The following is a 13,932-nucleotide window of genomic DNA, read 5'->3' on the forward strand; positions in this document are numbered from 1 at the left end:
CGTGGTCAAACGGGTCGGATACTCTCTTCATCCAGATCGGCGTCAAAGAACCGGCGCAGCGTCTGAATGTGCGTATCGCTAATGATAGACTGTCGCGCCTGCGCCAGCTTCTCTTCGTAAATGGCCTGCCGCCACTCAAGTGGCGTCAATACCGCAGGATTATCATCTTCAATGATAGTCAGTTCAACTGGCTGCCCGGCGGCGTCGCTCAGCGCCGCAGCGAGCACCTGCTGCGCTGAGGTGGAATTCAAATGGCGCTGAGTGGAGCGCAGATGCAGACAAACGCCCTGTTCTGTGCTCTCTTTCCAGGCATTCAGCGCCAGCTGCTGCACCAGCTTGGGCAGCGGCAGCGCGGCGATTTCCGCCGCCCAGGCGTCGCGCTGCTGCGCTTCTTCCATCAGGCGCGCCGCCAGCTCAGGGGTTTTCTCATGCTCAAGCGCCGAACGCAAGGCTTTTGGCGTCGCTACCGGTTCGGGCGCCGCTTCGACCTGGGTTTGCGCTTTCCAGCGGTACGCCTCTTTTTTCGCCGGCGCCGTCTCGCGCGGACGCGCCTGCGCGCGTTCGGTGACGGATGCCAGGCGCTCCAGCGCGGAGTTGGCCGGCCGCGTCAGGGACGCTGCCGGCTCACTCTTTTTTGGTTTGCTGGCCCCCTGGCGCAGCAGCTGTGTGCGCGCCTGCAGGAGCTGGCTGGTGGTATCGGAGAACGAGCCGTCCGGCGCGGCGGCCGGCGGTGCGGAAACCGGCGGCGCAATGGGTTCCGGCGGTGGCGCGGGCGGCGCCATCTGCGGCTGTGCGGCGGCGGCCTGCGGCGACGGCGCGGCGACTGGCTGCGGCTCCGCCTGCGGCGTCATTGCCGGGCGCGCGACCGGCTCGGCAATCGCCGTTTGCGGATGAAAAGCCAGCGCGCGCAGCAGCGTCATCTCGACGCCCATGCGGCGATCGGGCGCCAGCGGCAGATCTTTGCGCCCCATCAGCAGCGTCTGATAATAGAGCTGAACGTCGGCGGGCGGCACGACGCGCGCCAGTTCGCGCAGCCGCGGCGCGTGGCTCTCTTCTTCATCATTGATCGAGCTGGGCAGCAGCTGCACCATGGCGATACGGTGCAGCAGACGCAGCATCTCCACCAGCAGCGCTTCCCACTCCACGCCGCGCGACGCGGCCTGGTTGAGCAGCGTCATAACCTGTTCGCCGCTGCCTTCTACCAGCGCCTCAATCAGACCCAGCGGCTGCTCGTCGTCCAGCGTGCCGAGCATCTGGCTGACAATAGCGCCGCTGACGACGCCCTGCCCCATCGCGATCGCCTGATCGGTCAGGCTGAGCGCGTCGCGCATGCTGCCGTCGGCGGCGCGCGCCAGCAGCTGCAGCGCGCGCGGTTCGCTCTCGATCTGCTCCTGCTGCAGCACGTAATCGAGCTGTTTGCGGATCAGTTCGACATCCAGCGCCTTGAGATGAAACTGCAGGCAGCGGGAGAGGATGGTTACCGGCAGCTTTTGCGGATCGGTGGTGGCAAGCAGAAATTTAACGTGTGAAGGCGGCTCTTCGAGCGTTTTTAGCAGCGCGTTGAAACTGTGGCGCGACAACATATGCACTTCGTCGATCAGATAGACCTTAAAGCGGCCGCGCGCGGGCGCATACTGCACGTTGTCCAGCAGATCGCGCGTATCTTCGACTTTCGTGCGCGACGCGGCATCGATCTCAATCAGATCGACGAAGCGGCCCTGTTCAATCTCGCGACAGTTGTCGCACTGGCCGCATGGCGTGGCGGTGATGCCGGTTTCGCAGTTAAGTCCCTTCGCCAGCAGGCGCGCAATGGTGGTTTTACCTACGCCGCGCGTACCGGAAAAGAGATAAGCATGATGGAGACGTCCCAGTGACAGTCCATTCGCCAGCGCGGTCAGGACATGTTCCTGACCGACAACGTCAGCAAATGCCTGGGGACGCCATTTTCGCGCAAGTACCTGATAGCTCATGTGGATTCGATCACTGGATGTGGTTGGAAAGATGAGCGCAGACGCGCTGCAACCCCTGTATATCGTTGCAGTAGTTTAACAGCGACGGCGGGCATTGCCTATCACTTGCTGGCCTCGCACACGGCGAGGCCATCGTCACTTAGTGACCCGGGAAGTTGACCAGGCTGTAGCAGTTGATGCCCAGCGCTTTCAGGCGGGATTCGCCGGTCAGATCGAAGAGGTTGATCACAAAGGCAGCGTCTTTAACTTCACCGCCCGCGCGGCGGATCAGCTTGACCGTGGCTTCGATGGTACCGCCGGTCGCCAGCAGATCGTCCACCACCAGCACCACGTCGCCAGGCTTAATGGCGTCTTTGTGCAGTTCGAGGGCATCGGTGCCATATTCCAGCTCATAGGATTCGCTGAACGTTTCGCGCGGCAGTTTGCCAGGCTTACGCACCGGCACGAAGCCGACGCCTAACGCCAGGGCGACAGGTGCGCCAAACAAGAAGCCGCGCGCTTCGGTTCCGACGACTTTAGTAATGCCCTGATCGCGGTAGCGCTCAACAAACAGCGCAATAGTTGCGGCGTAGGCTTTAGGATCTTCCAGCAGGCTGGTGACGTCGCGGAAAAGGATCCCCGGTTTCGGGTAATCCGGAATGCTTTTGATGCTCTCTTTAATGAATTCAAGCTGCTGCGCAGTTGCGGTCATAATGTTACGCCTGGTAAAAACTTTATATCGCGCAGCTTCCATAGCGTCAGATTCCAAAATGAATCAGACGCAGAGAGTAAAAAAAGGGAAGCCACGCACGAAGATGCCCAAATCTAAGCAAATGGTCGGCTAAATGCAACCTTATCGCGGTGGCGCGCGATCGTCGGGCGATTCCGCCGTCACAGGAATACGCCACATCATCAGCAGCAAAATGCAGAGCATTACGCCAAGAAAAACGCGCACTCACAGAATTTTCACTATCCAGAGCGACACGCCGAAGGTCACCAGCATTAGTGCAACGGCGCGCCCTTTCGCACCCGGTGGCATAGCGCGGTGCCGCTGCCAGTGGCGCAGATAGCGGCCGAACGGCGAACGCCACAGCAGCCAGTGATGAAAACGCGGCGAGGAGCGAGCGAAACACCAGGCGGCCAGCAGCACAAATGGCGTGGTCGGTAATAATGGTAATACAATGCCCAGCGCGCCGAGTATGATGGCCAGCCAGCCGAGAGTCAGAAGTAAAATACGTTGCATAGCGTTGCCTGGATCTTTTGCCTCCGCGCTACGTTAGCACAGATAAGGAAAAGATGATGACGGACGCCACCACACAACAGCGTCTCACCGCCTGCCTGGCGGCGCTTAAGGCGCAGATCGCCCGTCACCCCGACGGACGCTGCCGCACGCCGCGCTTCGACAGGCAGCTGTTTATCACCACCGGCACGCGGCTGGCTGATTATCTGCAGGAGATCGAACGTAATCTGCAGCTGCTCTGCGCCTCCGCGAATGCGCAAGAGCGCGCCTGGCTGGCGGAAAAGCTGGTGAATCAAATCGCCGCCCTGCAGCGCGAAGCCAGCACGCAGCAGCTGCGCCCGCGCCGTGAAAGGCCCGTCGCGTCGCTGCGCCAGCAGAAGCTGGAAGAGTACCGCGAATATGAAAGGCGACTACAGGCGATGATCGACCAGCGCGAACAGCGACTGGCGCTGGCGGAGAGCCTGGCGACGCAGCAGCAGCTCAAACAGGATCTTGAGGTGCTGGAAGGCCGTATGGCGCGCTGTCGTCAGGCGATTCATGCGGTGAGCTGGGCGCTTTCGCTGCGCGGCGACGCCATCTGACGCCTATACTTAGCGCCACCTGTTCAGGAGCCTGAAATGGGAATCGTAGCCTGGATTATCACTGGCGTGGTCGCGGGCTGGCTAAAGCGGCGGTTTTTCCCCGGTCGGCCCGGCGGTCTCGCCGCCACGCTGGTGCTGGCGGTTATCGGCGCGCTGGTCGGCGGCTATATCGCCAGCTACTTTGGTCTTGGCTCGCTGGCGACGCTTCACCCTGCCGCGCTCGGTATCGCGCTGGCCGGCGCGTTAGCGATGATGCTGGTCGCAGCGAAATTGCGCATATGAGGAGCCACAATGTCACTGGAAAACGCCCCTGACGAAATAAAACTGGCGGTAGATTTGATTCAACTGCTGGAAGAGAACCAGCTGCCAGCCGACACCGTGCTGGCGGCACTGGCGATTGTACAGCGCGACTTTGAGAAGAAGCGCGCCGCAGAGCAGCAGGCCTAATGCGAAGCCGTTAACGTTGGGCTCAGGCGCAGCATATCGATAAACGACTCGACAATTTGCGGCGCGGTCGCAGCCAGGTCGAAACTCTCTGGCGTAAACAGCCAGCTCTCCATCATGCCGTTGACGTAGCCCCGCAGCAGCAGCGCCGCCTGGCGGGTATTGAGTGTGACGGGTAGTTGTCCTGCCTCAATACACTCTTTCAAAACGTCTTCTATTTTGTCATAACATTCCGACAGCAAACTTTGCTGCATGATTTGCAGCGCAGCCATTTCGCCGACGAATTCGCACTTATGGAAAATGATCTCCATCAGCGCGCGGCGTTGCGGATCCTTTGCTGTCGCTTCAAAGATATAGATCAGCATTGCGCGTAAGACGGAAAGTGGATCGCCGGGGTATTTTGTCTGATACTCAAGTTCCACATCATCAAGCCCAGCGTCGGTGCGCAGCCAGATCTCGTGTAACACATCGGCTTTATTTTTAAAGTGCCAGTAGATTGCGCCCCGCGTCACGCCAGCCGCTGCCGCAATATCCGCAAGAGAAGTGGCGGAAACGCCCTGGCAGGAGAAGAGTGCAAGGGCGGCATCAAGAATTTGGTGACGCGTTTCAAGCGCTTGGGCTTTGGTTTTTCGTGCCATAGGGAGCTTTTTTTACAAACTGGCAAGTTTACATACATTTATGAATGTATGTACCATAGCACGACCCGGGTTTTAGCGCAGCAATGGGTTTATCGGTTTGTGATCCATTGATCAATTGATATCGGACACTAGAGGTTTATTTATGAATAAAAACAGAGGATTAGCGCCTCTGGCGGCCGTCCTGATGCTTTCAGGCAGCTTTGTGTTAACAGGATGTGATGATAATAAATCCCAGCAAGCCGCCCAGCAACATCCGCCGGAAGTGGGCGTTGTCACCCTTAAAAGCGAACCCCTGAAGATCACCACCGAGCTGCCGGGTCGTACCTCCGCCTATCGCGTGGCTGAAGTGCGCCCTCAGGTTTCCGGTATCATTCTGAAACGTAACTTTGTGGAAGGCAGCGACATCAAAGCGGGCGAATCGCTTTATCAGATCGATCCTGCAACCTATCAGGCGAGCTACGACAGCGCAAAAGGCGATCTGGCGCAGGCAGAAGCCAACGCGCGCATCGCGCAGTTAACGGTTAACCGTTACAAGCCCCTGCTTGGCACCAAATATATCAGCCAGCAGGATTACGATAACGCCGTTGCTACCGCCGCGCAGAACGCCGCCGCAGTGCAGGTCGCCAAGGCGAATGTCGAAACCGCCCGCATTAACCTTGCCTACACTAAAGTAACCTCGCCTATTAGCGGCCGTATCGGCAAATCGTCCGTGACCGAAGGCGCGCTGGTGCAGAGTGCGCAGACCACCGCGCTGGCCACTGTGCAGCAGCTCGACCCGATGTATGTCGATGTAACCCAGTCCAGCGACGAGTTTATGCGTCTGCGTGCAGAACTGGAGTCTGGCCAGCTGAAGCAGGTAGACGGCAAGGCCAGCGTAACCCTGCTGATGCAGGACGGCAGCGAATCGCCGCAGAAAGGCACGCTGGAGTTCTCTGACGTAACGGTTGACGAGACCACCGGCTCTATCACTCTGCGCGCCATCGTGCCGAACCCGGATCACTGTCTGCTGCCGGGCATGTTCGTCCGCGCGCGTCTGGAAGAAGGCACCAACCCGAATGCGCTGCTGGTTCCACAGCAGGCTGTAGCGCGCACCCCGACCGGTCAGGCGACCGTGATGGTGGTTGGCGCGGACAACAAGGTTGAGGTACGCAATGTCAACGCCGCGCAGGCGATCGGTGACAAATGGCTGGTGACCTCTGGCTTGAAAGAGGGTGAACGCGTCATCAGCGTCGGCACTCAGCGCGCGAAGCCAGGCGCCCAGGTGACGCCGCAGGAAGTCTCTGCCGAGCAAAAATCTGACGCGAATGCGCAATCTCAGACCCAGTCTGAAAAATCTTCGTCTTAACAGGAGCCGTTGATACATGGCTAAGTTCTTTATCGATCGCCCCATCTTTGCGTGGGTAATCGCCATCATCGTGATGCTGGCGGGTGCGCTATCGATTCTCAAACTGCCGATCGAGCAATATCCCAACGTTGCTCCGCCGGCCGTACAGATTCGTGCCGCTTATCCAGGCGCGGATGCGAAAACGCTTCAGGATTCCGTGACGCAGGTTATCGAACAGAATATGAACGGTATTGATGGGCTGATGTACTTCTCATCAAACAGTGATTCTTCCGGTAACCTGCAGCTGACCCTGAGCTTCGAATCCGGCACCGATCCCGATATTGCGCAGGTCCAGGTGCAGAACAAACTGCAGCTGGCGATGCCGCTGCTGCCGCAGGAAGTGCAGCAGCAGGGTATTCAGGTGCAGAAATCCTCCAGCAGCTTCCTGATGGTGGCGGGTTTCGTCAGCGATAACGGCTCCATGACGCAGAACGATATCGCAGACTTCGTCGCATCGAATATCAAGGACCCCATTAGCCGTACCTCCGGCGTGGGCGATACCCAGATCTTCGGTGCGCAGTATGCGATGCGTATCTGGATGGACCCGGCCAAGCTGAATAACTACCAGCTGACGCCAGTTGACGTCATTAGCGCCATCAACACGCAGAACGCCCAGGTAGCGGCGGGTCAGCTGGGCGGCGCGCCTGCCGCGCCAAATCAGCAGCTTAACGCCTCGATCATCGCACAGACGCGTCTGACCTCTACCGACGAATTCGGCAAAATTCTGCTGAAGGTTAATACCGACGGTTCGCAGGTGCGCCTGCGCGACGTGGCGAAAATCGAGCTGGGCGGCGAGAACTACGAGGTCGTTGCGCGCTTTAACGGCAAACCGGCTTCCGGTATCGGTATCAAACTGGCGACCGGCGCCAACGCGCTGGATACCGCTAACGCGGTGAAGGCGGAGCTGGGCAAGCTGCAGTCCACCTTCCCGGCCGGCCTGAAAGTCGTTTACCCTTATGACACCACGCCGTTCGTTAAGATCTCGATCTTCGAAGTCGTTAAGACCCTGTTTGAAGCGATCGTGCTGGTATTCCTGGTCATGTATCTCTTCCTGCAGAACTTCCGCGCGACGCTGATTCCAACTATCGCGGTGCCGGTGGTGCTGCTCGGCACCTTTGCCATCATCAATGCCTTCGGCTACTCGATAAACACGCTGACGATGTTCGGTATGGTGCTCGCCATCGGCCTGCTGGTGGATGACGCCATCGTGGTGGTAGAGAACGTCGAGCGCGTAATGGGCGAAGAGGGCCTGCCGCCGAAAGAGGCGACGCGCCGCTCGATGGAGCAGATTCAGGGCGCGCTGGTCGGTATCGCGCTGGTGCTGTCAGCGGTATTTATCCCGATGGCCTTCTTCGGCGGGTCAACCGGCGTTATCTATCGTCAGTTCTCCATCACCATCGTCTCCGCTATGGCGCTTTCGGTGCTGGTGGCGTTGATCCTGACGCCCGCGCTCTGCGCCACCCTGCTGAAGCCGATCCAGAAAGGCGAGCATGGCAAGACCAAAGGTTTCTTCGGCTGGTTTAACCGCCTGTTCGACAAGAGCACCAACCACTACGTCGACAGCGTAGGTCATATCGTGCGCAGCACCGGCCGTTATCTGGTGATCTATCTGGTGATCGTTGTGGGTATGGCCTATCTGTTCCTGCGCCTCCCCTCTTCGTTCCTGCCGGAAGAAGATCAGGGTCTGCTGCTTGCTCAGGCGCAGCTGCCTGCGGGCGCGACGCAAGAGCGTACGCAGAAAGTGCTGGATCAGGTGACGGATTACTTCCTGAATAAAGAGAAGGACAGCGTGCAGTCGGTGTTTACCGTTAACGGCTTCGGCTTCTCCGGCCGCGGTCAGAACACCGGTATCGCCTTCGTCAGTCTGAAACCCTGGGATGAACGCAGCAGCAGCAATCTGAAGGTACCGGCTATCGCCGGCCGCGCCATGGCGGCGCTGGGCCAGATTAAAGATGCAATGGTGTTCCCGTTCAACCTGCCGGCGATTATCGAACTGGGTAACGCCACCGGCTTCGACTTTGAACTGATCGACCAGAACAACCTCGGCCATGAAAAACTGACCGAAGCGCGTAATCAGCTGCTGGGTATGGTGGCACAGCACGCCGATACGCTGGTCGGCGTGCGTCCTAACGGTCTGGAAGATACGCCGCAGTACAAGCTGACTGTCGATCAGGAAAAAGCGCAGGCGCTGGGCGTGTCGCTCTCTGATATCAATACTACGCTGGGTGCGGCCTGGGGCGGCTCTTACGTTAATGACTTTATCGATCGCGGTCGCGTGAAGAAGGTCTACGTGATGGGTCAGGCCAAAGACCGTATGCTGCCTGACGACATCAGCAAGTGGTACGTGCGCAACAGCAGCGGCAACATGGTTCCCTTCTCCGCCTTCTCGTCGGCGAAGTGGCAGTATGGTTCACCGCGTCTGGAACGCTATAACGGCCTGCCGTCAATGGAGATTCTGGGCCAGGCTGCGCCAGGCAAAAGCTCCGGCGACGCCATGAACCTGATGGAACAGCTGGCGGCGAAACTGCCTGCGGGTATCGGGTATGACTGGACCGGCATGTCCTATCAGGAACGCCTCTCCGGCAACCAGGCACCTGCGCTCTATGCCATCTCGCTGATTGTGGTCTTCCTCTGTCTGGCAGCGCTTTATGAGAGCTGGTCAATTCCGTTCTCGGTAATGCTGGTCGTGCCGCTCGGTGTTATCGGCGCGCTGATCTTTACCACGCTGCGCGGGCTGAGCAACGACGTGTACTTTGTGGTGGGTCTGCTGACTACCGTCGGCCTGTCGGCGAAGAACGCCATTCTTATCGTCGAATTCGCGAAGGATTTGATGGAGAAAGAGGGCAAAGGTCTGGTAGAAGCGACGCTGGAGGCGTGTCGTATGCGTCTGCGTCCTATCCTGATGACCTCGCTGGCCTTTATTCTCGGCGTGTTGCCGCTGGCGATCAGTACCGGCGCGGGTTCCGGCGCACAGAACGCCGTTGGTACCGGCGTAATGGGCGGCATGGTCACAGCGACCGCGCTGGCGATCTTCTTCGTTCCGGTGTTCTTCGTGGTGGTTCGTCGCCGCTTCAGCAAGAATAAATCGGAGCTGGAAAAAGGCCATCCGACCGAACAAAGCCATCAGCACTAATCTTTTGCTGAATCACAAAAGGCCGCGCAAGCGGCCTTTTTTATTGGCTGCCTGCCCGCTTTCCTTTCACTCTTCCCGTTCAGGCATTAATCAGAGTTGCATTCAGGATGGATGAGCGCCATAATAATGTTACTTTATAACATAACATTTGGGGGCGTTATGAAACCGAATATCCATCCTGCTTACCGTCCGGTCGTGTTCCATGACACTACCGTCGATCAATATTTCAAAATCGGCTCCACCATTAAAACGGAGCGCACCATCGAGTTTGAAGGCGAGACCCTGCCCTATGTGACGCTGGATGTCTCTTCCGCTTCCCATGTCTATTACACCGGCAAGCAGAAAGAATTTACAAAAGAAGGCAGCGCTGCGCGCTTCAACCAGCGCTTCGGTCGCTTTCTTAAAAAATAAGGGCGTAACAGATGCAGGTACTAAGCTCGCTGGCGTCGGCAAAGAAGCGCCACAAGGATTGTAAGATCGTTCGTCGTCACGGACGTGTGTTTGTGATTTGCAAATCGAACCCGCGCTTTAAGGCGGTGCAGGGAAGAAAGAAAAAACGTTAGGATGTGTCGTGATAGCTGGCCGGGGTTCTCCCCGGCCTTTTTTTATTTCATGCTGCGGATCATAGCATCTACGTTATGCCGGAACGCCGCGACATAGGTCGGCGCCGGGCCGGAAGGCTGCGAAAGCGCCTCTGGATAGAGTTCGCCGCCCGGCTGCGCCCCCGTTGCGCTGGCGATCTGCTTCACCAGGCGCGGGTCGGTCTGATTCTCAATAAAGTAGCTGTGGATATGCTCGGCCTGTAGCTGCTTTATCAGGCCCCCCACCTCGCTGGCGCTGGCCTCCGCTTCGGTAGAAAAGCCCACCGGCGCAAGAAAGGTTACGCCGTAGCGCTGGCCGAAGTAGCCAAAGGCATCGTGGCTGGTCAGCACCTTGCGCTTCGCCGCAGGTACCGTCGCGAAGGATGTTTTCGCCCAGCTGTCCAGCGCCTGCAGCTTCTGAATATAGTTTTCGCCGCTGCGTCGAATAGCATCAGCATCCTGCGGGTCAGCTTTAATCAAGGCGTTCATTACGTTGGTGGCGTAGATAACGCCGTTATACATGCTGTTCCATGCATGCGGGTCGGTAACGGTTTTGCCCTCTTCCTCCATGCTGCGCGTTGAAACGCCGCGCGAGGCGACCACCGGTTCGCCTTTATAGCCAGAGGCGCTGACCAGACGATCCATCCAGCCTTCAAGGCCAAGGCCGCTGACGAATACGATATCTGCTTTAGCCAGCGCCTGGCTGTCCTGCGGCGTAGGCTCAAAGGTGTGTGGATCGCCATTTGGCCCCACCAGCGATTTCACACTGACATGCTCGCCGCCGACCTGCTTCACAATGTCTGCCAGTACGGTAAAGCTCGCGACGGCATTAACGGTTTTCGCCATGGATAACGGGCTAATCAGCAGCGCGCCAATCGCCAGACTTAATGGTAACTTTTTCATAAATACCCCTGTTTAATGGCGGCGCAAAATGCCGCCGCATGGCCCTGCCAGAATGGAAAGGAAAAAGATCAGCGCGGCGCTCAGCACCACCGCCGGCCCCGCCGGCAGCGAATAGCGCCAGGAGAGAATCAGCCCGATAACGGCTGCGGCTATCGCCAGCGCCATAGCGACGGCCAGCATCCATGCCAGATGCCGGCTCCAGAACCGCGCGCTGGCAGCGGGCAGCATCATCAGCCCGACCGACATCAGCGTGCCGAGTACCTGAAAGCCCGCCACCAGATTCAGCACCACCAGCATCAGAAAAAGCCCGTGAACTAGCGGCGCACTCCATTTGCCCTGAGCGCGCAGAAAATCGGGATCGAAAGCGTCAATCACCAGCGGTCGGTAAATAACCGCAAGCATCAGCAGGGTAAAGGCGGCGATGCCCCCTACCAGCAGCAGCGCCGAGTTATCCACCGCCAGCAGCGAACCGAACAAGACGTGCAGCAGATCGACGCTGGAGCCGCGCAGCGACACCAGCGTGACGCCAAGCGCCAGCGAGCCCAGGTAGAATCCGGCGAAGCTGGCGTCCTCTTTCAGCGGCGTAAAGCGACTGACCGCGCCAGAGAGCAGCGCGACCGCCAGACCGGCGATCAGCCCGCCTACGCCCATCGCCACCAGCGATAAACCGGAAATCAGGTAACCGATAGCCGCGCCGGGCAAAACCGCGTGAGACAGCGCATCGCCAATCAGGCTCATGCGACGCAGCGACAAAAAGACGCCGAGCGGCGTAGCGCTGACGGCCAGCGCCACGCAGGCGATCAGCGCGCGGCGCATAAAGCCGAATTCAATAAAAGGCTGAATCAGCGTCATGACGCCAGGCTCCGTAACGCGACTGACGCCTTAGCGACCGATCGACTTGAATCAACGTCCATTGACAGCACGTCACTAAAATAGCGCTCGACCAGCGGACGATCGTGCAATACCACCAGCAGCGTTGTGCCCGCCTGCTGCTGCCGTTGCAGGATCGACATCAGCAGCGTCACCGTTTTGTTATCAATACCGTTAAAAGGTTCGTCCAGCAGCCACAGCGGACTGCGCTGCATCAGCAGCCGGGCAAAGAGTACGCGCTGCAGCTGGCCGCCTGACAGCGTGGCGGGCTGTGCCTCGGCAAACTCGCGCATCTGCACCGCCTCCAGCGCCTCATCGATCTCGCGCCGCATGGCGCGATTGATGCCGCCGAACCAGCCACAGCGCGGCCAGCAGCCCATCGACACCAGTTCGAAAACCGTTACGGGAAAGCGCGTTTCCAGCTCGCTGCGCTGCGGCATCCAGCCGATGGCTTTTCGGGGAAGCTGCAGTTCGCACCTTCCGGCCACCGGTTTAATGAGTCCGGCAATGGTTTTCAGCAGCGTAGATTTACCGCTGCCGTTGGCGCCGATCAGCGCCGTCATACTTCCAGACGTTAATTCAGCATTAACGATCGGCGTCACCGCTCTGTCCTGATAACCCGCCTGAAGTTGAATAAAACGCATCACGAAGCGATTCCCCACACGATTGCCAGCGCCAGCAGAGCGATAGTCATCAACGCGACGGCTAACCTTTCTCCCAGCGAAAGCAGCATTCCACTCTGATTCATCACATAGCCTATATGTTATAACATAACAATACTCTATCGTATCTCTGTGCCGCTGCGCGTGAGGAATATGTTTCAAAAGGTATCAACGATCTCAGACGTGCTGACGATATGCCCCGCCATTTATCTGATTCAATGAGGAAAAAAGGTTTGCGAATAATAACAATAGGTTTTGTCATTAACAGATGAGTTGCAAAGAGGTTGCACAAGCCTAATGATCGGTTTATCACTCTACTGAACCGGTAAACGTTATGTCACTGCAGCTTGAAAGCAATATCAACCCGGATAACCCAGACGTCCCAGAATTAAAGGCGTTTATCCAACGGAATATTCCCAAAATAGCGCAACCCCTGGCAGGCGATCTGCAATGGTATTCACCACACGCTCAGTTAGTTCCTGAGAGTTTTAAAATAAAGTCTGTTGAAAAGTTAGCCAGCAATCGTTTTAAAATGCTTTATCAATTCGATGGACATATATTTAGTCCTTGTCTGGATTTAAATGAGACATTTACCAGGGAAGAACAGGTTATGTTTCATGTTTTTCCCGGCAGACTTGAGTTTGAGCTGATTGACAACCAGCAACCCTCGCCCGCTGACGAATTGTAATATTTGGTAATTGAGGTGAGCAAAACTAATGATTGTGACTTATATTTAATGTAACCCTAGCTTTGACCGCTATTCATAATCGCTTCCTGGCCGCTTAACCTTAACTCGCCGCATTGCGGTATCCGTGCAAGCTATGGAGGGGAAAAAGATGGACGAGTACTCACCGAAACGGCATGATATTGCCCAGCTTAAATTCCTGTGTGAGAACCTGTTTGATGAAAGTATGGCGACGCTGACCGACAGTCATCACGGCTGGGTTAACGACCCAACTTCCGAGAACAATTTACAGCTTAATGATTTGATTGAGCACATTGCTTCTTTCACGATGAATTACAAAATAAAGCATGCTGAAGATGAAGATCTGATAACGCAAATCGACGACTATCTTGACGATACCTTTATGCTATTCACTAATTACGGTATCAATGCGCAAGATTTGAATCGGTGGCAGCGTTCTGCCCGGCGCTTATTTAATCTTTTTAGCGAAGAGTGCGCTTACCTTCAGCAACCCAGTCACTCCATTTAGGTAAACATGAGACCGGTTTATTTATGAACGATAAAACTCTGACTAAAACTGATTATTTGATGCGGCTGAGACGCTGCCGCTCGATCGATACGCTTGAACGCGTAATTGAAAAGAATAAGTATGAATTATCCGATGACGAACTGGCGGTATTCTACTCTGCCGCCGATCATCGTCTGGCTGAACTTACGATGAATAAACTTTACGACAAAGTGCCTGGCTCAGTATGGAAGTTCGTGCGTTAACACACTGTTTTTCCTTTCCCTTTGCTACAACCAACCCGTTTTGTTCTGAATAAATCTTTAACTGGCCATGGAGTGGCGGTTATAAGAGACG

16 protein-coding genes, 1 pseudogene and 1 other annotated feature are annotated in these 13,932 nt (G+C 57.0%); of the genes and pseudogenes, 10 read left to right on the top strand and 7 right to left on the bottom strand.

All coding sequences use genetic code 11. From position 1 onward, the window contains the following. Window positions 1-5 precede the first annotated feature (5 nt). The 3 genes and pseudogenes from dnaX to MHZ89_RS04965 form a co-directional block, all read right to left on the bottom strand. Window positions 6-1,970 (bottom strand): DNA polymerase III subunit gamma/tau, encoded by a 1,965-nt coding sequence (gene dnaX, locus MHZ89_RS04955; protein WP_311782065.1) that lies wholly within the window; start codon window positions 1,968-1,970, stop codon window positions 6-8. After that, window positions 594-655 (bottom strand) — a sequence feature (DnaX frameshifting element). Its footprint overlaps the gene before it by 62 nt. Window positions 1,971-2,109: 139 nt before the next feature. Then, window positions 2,110-2,661, bottom strand: a complete 552-nt coding sequence (apt, locus tag MHZ89_RS04960) for an adenine phosphoribosyltransferase (protein ID WP_120451319.1) — start codon at window positions 2,659-2,661, stop codon at window positions 2,110-2,112. 141 nt (window positions 2,662-2,802) lie between these two features. Then, a pseudogene (locus MHZ89_RS04965) lies at window positions 2,803-3,192 on the bottom strand (DUF454 family protein). A 56-nt stretch (window positions 3,193-3,248) separates the two neighbouring features. On the opposite strand from MHZ89_RS04965, the gene MHZ89_RS04970 reads away from it, so the two are divergent. Genes MHZ89_RS04970 through rsmS form a run of 3 tightly spaced genes read left to right on the top strand, consistent with a single transcriptional unit; the run spans window position 3,249 to window position 4,217 of the window. Beyond that, window positions 3,249-3,770 (top strand): primosomal replication protein, encoded by a 522-nt coding sequence (locus tag MHZ89_RS04970; RefSeq protein ID WP_311782066.1) that lies wholly within the window; start codon window positions 3,249-3,251, stop codon window positions 3,768-3,770. Between the two features lie 36 nt (window positions 3,771-3,806). After that, window positions 3,807-4,052 carry a hypothetical protein gene (locus MHZ89_RS04975; RefSeq protein WP_311782067.1) on the top strand — a complete coding sequence of 82 codons (246 nt, stop codon included), beginning with the start codon at window positions 3,807-3,809 and terminating at the stop codon, window positions 4,050-4,052. Window positions 4,053-4,061: 9 nt separating this feature from the next. Then, on the top strand, window positions 4,062-4,217 hold the full coding sequence (gene rsmS / locus MHZ89_RS04980) for a pleiotropic regulatory protein RsmS (RefSeq protein ID WP_311782068.1): 156 nt from the start codon (window positions 4,062-4,064) through the stop codon (window positions 4,215-4,217). On the opposite strand, the gene acrR is transcribed toward rsmS, so the two are convergent. Beyond that, window positions 4,214-4,852, bottom strand: coding sequence for a multidrug efflux transporter transcriptional repressor AcrR (acrR, locus tag MHZ89_RS04985; RefSeq protein ID WP_311782069.1), 639 nt, complete (start codon window positions 4,850-4,852; stop codon window positions 4,214-4,216). The two genes, rsmS and acrR, sit on opposite strands and share 4 nt — an antisense overlap. A gap of 142 nt (window positions 4,853-4,994) precedes the next feature. Here acrR and MHZ89_RS04990 point away from each other — a divergent pair, with 142 nt between their 5' ends. The 4 genes from MHZ89_RS04990 (at window position 4,995) to ykgO (ending at window position 9,932) form a co-directional block, all read left to right on the top strand. Beyond that, window positions 4,995-6,197 (top strand): efflux RND transporter periplasmic adaptor subunit, encoded by a 1,203-nt coding sequence (locus MHZ89_RS04990; RefSeq protein WP_311782070.1) that lies wholly within the window; start codon window positions 4,995-4,997, stop codon window positions 6,195-6,197. Window positions 6,198-6,213: 16 nt separating this feature from the next. Next, a complete protein-coding gene (locus MHZ89_RS04995) occupies window positions 6,214-9,369 on the top strand; it encodes an efflux RND transporter permease subunit (RefSeq protein ID WP_311782071.1) in 3,156 nt (1,051 codons plus the stop codon). Between the two features lie 159 nt (window positions 9,370-9,528). Further along, window positions 9,529-9,780, top strand: a complete 252-nt coding sequence (locus MHZ89_RS05000) for a type B 50S ribosomal protein L31 (RefSeq protein ID WP_311782072.1) — start codon at window positions 9,529-9,531, stop codon at window positions 9,778-9,780. A gap of 11 nt (window positions 9,781-9,791) precedes the next feature. Then, window positions 9,792-9,932 carry a type B 50S ribosomal protein L36 gene (gene ykgO / locus MHZ89_RS05005; RefSeq protein WP_071997379.1) on the top strand — a complete coding sequence of 47 codons (141 nt, stop codon included), beginning with the start codon at window positions 9,792-9,794 and terminating at the stop codon, window positions 9,930-9,932. A 42-nt stretch (window positions 9,933-9,974) separates the two neighbouring features. Here the strand turns inward: ykgO and MHZ89_RS05010 are convergent, their stop codons facing one another. Genes MHZ89_RS05010 through MHZ89_RS05020 form a run of 3 tightly spaced genes read right to left on the bottom strand, consistent with a single transcriptional unit; the run spans window position 9,975 to window position 12,370 of the window. Beyond that, on the bottom strand, window positions 9,975-10,853 hold the full coding sequence (locus MHZ89_RS05010) for a metal ABC transporter substrate-binding protein (protein ID WP_311782073.1): 879 nt from the start codon (window positions 10,851-10,853) through the stop codon (window positions 9,975-9,977). A 12-nt stretch (window positions 10,854-10,865) separates the two neighbouring features. Beyond that, window positions 10,866-11,705: a metal ABC transporter permease gene (locus tag MHZ89_RS05015; RefSeq protein WP_311782074.1), complete on the bottom strand. Its 840-nt coding sequence runs from the start codon at window positions 11,703-11,705 to the stop codon at window positions 10,866-10,868. Next, a complete protein-coding gene (locus tag MHZ89_RS05020; protein WP_311782075.1) occupies window positions 11,702-12,370 on the bottom strand; it encodes an ABC transporter ATP-binding protein in 669 nt (222 codons plus the stop codon). Before MHZ89_RS05020 ends, MHZ89_RS05015 begins: the two co-directional genes overlap by 4 nt. A 349-nt stretch (window positions 12,371-12,719) precedes the next feature. On the opposite strand from MHZ89_RS05020, the gene MHZ89_RS05025 reads away from it, so the two are divergent. The 3 genes from MHZ89_RS05025 (at window position 12,720) to MHZ89_RS05035 (ending at window position 13,841) form a co-directional block, all read left to right on the top strand. Next, entirely contained in the window at window positions 12,720-13,073 is a 354-nt protein-coding gene (locus MHZ89_RS05025; protein ID WP_311782076.1) for a hypothetical protein, read from the top strand. 148 nt (window positions 13,074-13,221) lie between these two features. Continuing rightward, the gene (tomB, locus tag MHZ89_RS05030) at window positions 13,222-13,599 is read left to right on the top strand and encodes an Hha toxicity modulator TomB (RefSeq protein WP_120451306.1); all 378 of its coding nucleotides are present in this window, start codon (window positions 13,222-13,224) and stop codon (window positions 13,597-13,599) included. A gap of 23 nt (window positions 13,600-13,622) precedes the next feature. Then, window positions 13,623-13,841, top strand: coding sequence for an HHA domain-containing protein (locus MHZ89_RS05035; RefSeq protein WP_120451305.1), 219 nt, complete (start codon window positions 13,623-13,625; stop codon window positions 13,839-13,841). Window positions 13,842-13,932: the final 91 nt, after the last annotated feature.

This window comes from Pantoea sp. ACRSB (assembly GCF_022346905.1).
Classification (GTDB): domain Bacteria; phylum Pseudomonadota; class Gammaproteobacteria; order Enterobacterales; family Enterobacteriaceae; genus Pantoea; species Pantoea piersonii.

Coding starts and splice junctions, on each gene's coding strand:
- dnaX (WP_311782065.1), bottom strand. CDS start 1,970: ATGAGCTATCAGGTACTTGCGCGAAAATGGCGTCCCCAGGCATTTGCT.
- apt (WP_120451319.1), bottom strand. CDS start 2,661: ATGACCGCAACTGCGCAGCAGCTTGAATTCATTAAAGAGAGCATCAAA.
- MHZ89_RS04970 (WP_311782066.1), top strand. CDS start 3,249: ATGACGGACGCCACCACACAACAGCGTCTCACCGCCTGCCTGGCGGCG.
- MHZ89_RS04975 (WP_311782067.1), top strand. CDS start 3,807: ATGGGAATCGTAGCCTGGATTATCACTGGCGTGGTCGCGGGCTGGCTA.
- rsmS (WP_311782068.1), top strand. CDS start 4,062: ATGTCACTGGAAAACGCCCCTGACGAAATAAAACTGGCGGTAGATTTG.
- acrR (WP_311782069.1), bottom strand. CDS start 4,852: ATGGCACGAAAAACCAAAGCCCAAGCGCTTGAAACGCGTCACCAAATT.
- MHZ89_RS04990 (WP_311782070.1), top strand. CDS start 4,995: ATGAATAAAAACAGAGGATTAGCGCCTCTGGCGGCCGTCCTGATGCTT.
- MHZ89_RS04995 (WP_311782071.1), top strand. CDS start 6,214: ATGGCTAAGTTCTTTATCGATCGCCCCATCTTTGCGTGGGTAATCGCC.
- MHZ89_RS05000 (WP_311782072.1), top strand. CDS start 9,529: ATGAAACCGAATATCCATCCTGCTTACCGTCCGGTCGTGTTCCATGAC.
- ykgO (WP_071997379.1), top strand. CDS start 9,792: ATGCAGGTACTAAGCTCGCTGGCGTCGGCAAAGAAGCGCCACAAGGAT.
- MHZ89_RS05010 (WP_311782073.1), bottom strand. CDS start 10,853: ATGAAAAAGTTACCATTAAGTCTGGCGATTGGCGCGCTGCTGATTAGC.
- MHZ89_RS05015 (WP_311782074.1), bottom strand. CDS start 11,705: ATGACGCTGATTCAGCCTTTTATTGAATTCGGCTTTATGCGCCGCGCG.
- MHZ89_RS05025 (WP_311782076.1), top strand. CDS start 12,720: ATGTCACTGCAGCTTGAAAGCAATATCAACCCGGATAACCCAGACGTC.
- tomB (WP_120451306.1), top strand. CDS start 13,222: ATGGACGAGTACTCACCGAAACGGCATGATATTGCCCAGCTTAAATTC.
- MHZ89_RS05035 (WP_120451305.1), top strand. CDS start 13,623: ATGAACGATAAAACTCTGACTAAAACTGATTATTTGATGCGGCTGAGA.